This window comes from uncultured Leptotrichia sp., assembly GCF_938036635.1.
Classification (GTDB): Bacteria; Fusobacteriota; Fusobacteriia; order Fusobacteriales; family Leptotrichiaceae; genus Leptotrichia; species Leptotrichia hongkongensis.
This window is the reverse complement of sequence record NZ_CALHQO010000559.1, coordinates 1-4,740: the sequence shown is the minus strand read 5'-3', so window position 1 is coordinate 4,740 and position 4,740 is coordinate 1. Positions and strand designations below refer to the sequence as shown.

Here is a 4,740-nt window from a genome sequence, read left to right as displayed (position 1 = left end):
GGTACTTCCCAAGAAGCTCTCGCTTCTAAAAGCGGGAGTAGTTCACAGGGAAAGTTGTAATAATAAAAATAAAGTTTAAAATAAGAGGGGAAAAAATTATGAGAAAAACTAAATGGGCTACGAAAATTATTCCTAATCCACGACAGGAGAGGGAATATATTGAAAGAGATAATAAGCAAAAAAATGATGAAAAAACAAAAAAAATGAAAAAAAGTAAGACTGAAAAACAGAATTTTGAAAATACGAATTTAAGTTCGGTAATTGATAATGATATTTTGAAAATACTTTATTCACGTGGTATAACGACAGAGAAGGAAATAAGGGAGTTTTTGAATCCAAAACTTGAAAACATTCAGAATCCTTATGGACTGCAGGATATGGAAAAGACAGTTTTGGAAATTGAAAAGGCGATAAAGGAACAGAAAAATATTTGGATATACGGGGATTATGATGTGGATGGAATTACTTCGACATCTATTTTGTATATGGCATTAAAGGAGCTTGGGGCAGAAAATGTGAATTATTATATTCCAATTCGGGATGAAGGGTATGGATTGAATAATGAGGCTTTGAAGAAAATAAAAGAATCTGGGGCAGATTTGGTAATTACTGTGGATTGTGGAATTACAGCGTTTCCTGAAGTGGAGTTTGCAAATTCTATAAATTTGCCGATAATTATTACTGATCACCATAATTTAAATGGGGACAAAGTTCCAGATGCTATCACGGTTGTGAACCCCAAACGTCCTGAAAATGAATTTTCCTTTGAGTTTCTAGCGGGAGTTGGGACTATTTTTATGGTAATTCTTTGTCTTTATGAAAGAATTGGGAAAAAGGTAAAAGCATATAAATATCTCGATTTAGTAGCAATTGGTACAGTTGCGGATATTGTGCCGCTGGTGGAAGAAAACAGGATTTTGACAAAATTTGGGCTGGAGCAGCTTAGCCGTTCTAAAAATAAGGGGCTTAGATTTTTACTGTATAAATTGTTTAGTACGCAAAATTCAGATTTTAATGAGAAAACTGAGTATAATTCGTATGATGTGGGCTTTATCATAGCACCTGTCTTTAATGCGGCTGGAAGGCTTAAAGATGCAAAAATGGTAGTAAAATTACTAATTTCAGATAATGATAGAGAAATTGAGATAATCGTAAAGGAATTGATTAATAAAAATTTTGAACGTAAAGAATTGCAGAATGAAATTGTGGAAAAAGTGGAAAAACACATTGAAGAAAGCGATTTGAAGGAAGATTATGTGATTGTAGACTATTCGCCTGAATATCATCACGGTGTAATTGGTATAGCGGCTTCCAAAATTGTAGATAAATATTACAAGCCTGCGATTATCATTGAAGTGAAGGAAGATGAAGGAATAGCAGTTGGATCGTGCCGAAGCATTGGGAATTTTAATATTTTAGAGGCGTTGCAGTCAATGCCTGAACTTTTTGTGAAGTTTGGGGGACATTCTGGAGCAGCTGGATTTACGATTGGAATAAAAAATTTGGAATTATTTAGGAAAAAAATAAATAAATTTGCAAAAACAAAACTGAAAGAAGAGGATTTTGTAAAAATAATAGAAATTGATAAGCAAATCCCCATTCAAAAGGTTTCGTACGAATTTTTCCAAATAATAGAACTTTTAAAACCATTTGGCTTTGGAAATCCAATGCCGACGTTCAGAACCAATAACGTACTTTTTGAAAATATAAAATTTATTGGAGAAAATAAAAACCATATAATGTTTGACATAAAGCAAAAAGGATTTTTTAATAAAAATGCTGTCTGGTTTAATTCTGGCGAGTATTTTAAAGAACTGAATGAGAATTTGTTTTACGATATTGTTTATAAATTAAAGACGGAAATGTTTCAGGACAGATATTATACGAAAGTGTATGTTGAGGATGTGAAAGTGTCACAGTTGAAGGACGATACTTTATCTTATTATCATTCGCTTTTTAACACATCTTTCCCGATGAAGTCTGTATTTTATACAAATATTGAGCTGGAAACGGAAAAGAAAATTACAATGAAAATGGAATTTGATCAGGTTTCGCTTTTTCAAGGAAGAAAGTTCATTGGACGGCTTGATTACAGTGTTTCCAACTTGTTAATACTTTTAAATCAGTATTATAACTGGAATTTTACTGTGAAAATGGAGGATGTGAAGCAGGCTTCAAATCATAATATTGTAAATATACTGATAAAAAGAGATTATAATTTTAAATGTTATGATCACACGCAAATTGGCATTTTTAAGAAGATAAAAGAATTTTTGATTGGGAAAATGGAGTATAATTCACAGACTAAAGAATTGCTGGCACAGTTTTTTAAGAAAAATAAAAGCTTGATTATAAAAAATATTTTTGATGAAAATGAAAAATATAAATACAAAATGTCAAATTTTGAAAATTTTTTGCTGACAGTTGGAATTTATTATAAAAAAATAACTGATAAAAAAAGTCAGATTGTGATAAGTTCAGATAAAAAGTCAGCTTTTAACAATTTTATAAAATCATATTTTGATATAAATGAAGAATATTCTGAAAACGGCTATCCATTTACATTGTTTTATAATTATAAAGATATAGAACGATTGGAAAATATTATAAAAACAGATTTTTCAATGCAAAACGAAATTAGTTATGAAATTAAGGAAAATAGCCAAAATCTTGAAGTTAATGAAGAACCAAAACAGCTGGAATACAAGAAAATTGAAAAAATAGAGTTTAAAAATAATGAAAATGTGGAAAACTCCGAGAGTATTGTGGAAAAACAGCAGGAAAATACAGAAAAGTTAAGTGAAGATGAAAAACAGGAAGTGGAGAAAAGATTTTGCGTAATAATAAATTCTAAAGATTTTATGATAAAAACAGATGATTTGGACAGAAATAATATTGAAGAGATAGATACGAAAATTGAAGTGCCAGAAAATATAATATTTTTAGAAAATTCAACGAAGAAGGAGAGAAAAAATGCAAAAAATATTTTTGTAGAATATTTACCGATTGAAGAAAAAATGAAATTGAAAAAGTTGCTTACTGATGGAGAAAAGATTTATTCTGATTATTCGGTTAATGAGATTTTGTAAAAGTAAATAATGATACAGATATTTGATTAGCAAAAAATCTTGATTTGTTGTTAAAAAAATTCGAGAAAAAAAGTGTTGTAAAACAATATATATGTAACAAGAATAAAAAAAATAAAATTAAGAAATATAATATTAGTCAGATTTTATAAACACTTTGAAATAATGAATTTAAAAAATAGGAGGAAATATGGAAAAACTAAAAAAGGCTATTTTGGTTTACAATCCAAAATCTGGAAATGCCAATATAATTTTAAGCAATTTTGATTTAATCACGACAAAACTGCTGGAAAAAGGGATTACATTGACACTTTATAGTATAAATAAGGATTATGACCTGTTTACAGAAATTTTAAAAAATGAAAAATATGATATTTTGATTTTATCAGGTGGAGATGGAACATTAAGCCGTTGTTTAAGCGAACTTTATTCTAAAAATATTGAATTTCCAGAAGTTGCAATATTTCCGACAGGAACATCAAACGACTTTGCGAAAGCATTGAAAATCGAAGAAAACATTGAGAACTGGATAGAAAAAATTACAGATAAAACTGCCAAAAACATTGATTTTGGGTTAATCAATGGAAAAACTGTGTTCTTGTCATCGTATGCTGGCGGACTATTTACCAAAATTTCCTACAATACAGACAAAACGTTGAAAAAAACATTTGGAAAAATTGCCTATTACATAAATGGACTTGGAGAACTTACAAATATAAAGACTTTTGACTTGGATATTGTGTTGGATGGAAATGAGAAAGTGAAGGAAAAGGCTATTTTATATGCAATTCTGAATGGGAAAAGTGTTGGAGGATTTGAAAATGTAATTGATGAAGCCAGTATGAATGACGGATTTATGGATATTCTAATTGTAAAAAACATTGACAACCCGCTGGATATTCCAAAAATCCTAATAGACTTAATGAACAGCAACCTAACAAACAACGATTACATCCGAACTTTACAAGCCAAAAAATGCAAAATAAAAAAAGTTACAGAAGAAATTGACGTAAGCATTGATGGAGAAGAAGGGGAAAATATAGATGTAACAATTGAGTTTATAAGCGGGAAATTAAAAGTTTTTTGTTAAGAATTTATATAAGGGATAGATAAAGATTAAAAAGACTAAGATAGAAACAGGGATTTTTCACAAAAAATGAGAAATAAAATTTAAGGATAGGGTGATATACTAATTAAAAAATATACGATGTTATTTTTGTTTTTATTTTTTCTTTTTCAAAATCAGCCTGATGGCTCTTTGGTAAGTACACTCCCACAAATCCCAGTTTTTCCAGTTCATTTACCCTATTTTTGATAAATGAAACTTTTCTCACTTCGCCCCGTAATCCAAGCTCTCCAATAGCGGCTATTTTCTGACTTACGGGTATGCCTTTTATTGAAGATAAAAGCGAGAAAACTACAGCTAAATCAGAACTCCTATCGTTCAAGTCAATTCCACCTGGAATATTAATATAAATATCTTTAGAGTTTACATCCACCTTTAATGAACGCGACAAAACTGCACTCAATATTTCCACACGATTTTTATCATATCCTTCAACTGTTCTTCTAGGCATCCCAAAATTTGGTGTTCCCAGTAACGACTGCACTTCAAATAAAAACACACGGCTTCCTTCAAAAATTGGTACAATAA

3 protein-coding genes are annotated in these 4,740 nt (G+C 29.9%); 2 read left to right on the top strand and 1 reads right to left on the bottom strand.

Translation table 11 applies throughout. From position 1 onward, the window contains the following. Positions 1 to 98: 98 nt before the first annotated feature. Both recJ and Q0370_RS11265 read left to right on the top strand, forming a co-directional pair. Complete coding sequence (gene recJ, locus Q0370_RS11270; RefSeq protein WP_299575772.1) at positions 99 to 3,089, top strand: single-stranded-DNA-specific exonuclease RecJ; 2,991 nt, start codon at positions 99 to 101, stop codon at positions 3,087 to 3,089. Between the two features lie 187 nt (positions 3,090 to 3,276). Then, on the top strand, positions 3,277 to 4,176 hold the full coding sequence (locus Q0370_RS11265) for a diacylglycerol kinase family protein (protein ID WP_299575770.1): 900 nt from the start codon (positions 3,277 to 3,279) through the stop codon (positions 4,174 to 4,176). Between the two features lie 103 nt (positions 4,177 to 4,279). Here Q0370_RS11265 and Q0370_RS11260 read toward each other — a convergent pair. After that, the coding region (locus Q0370_RS11260; protein ID WP_299575768.1) for a magnesium chelatase domain-containing protein at positions 4,280 to 4,740 on the bottom strand (461 nt) is incomplete at its 5' end.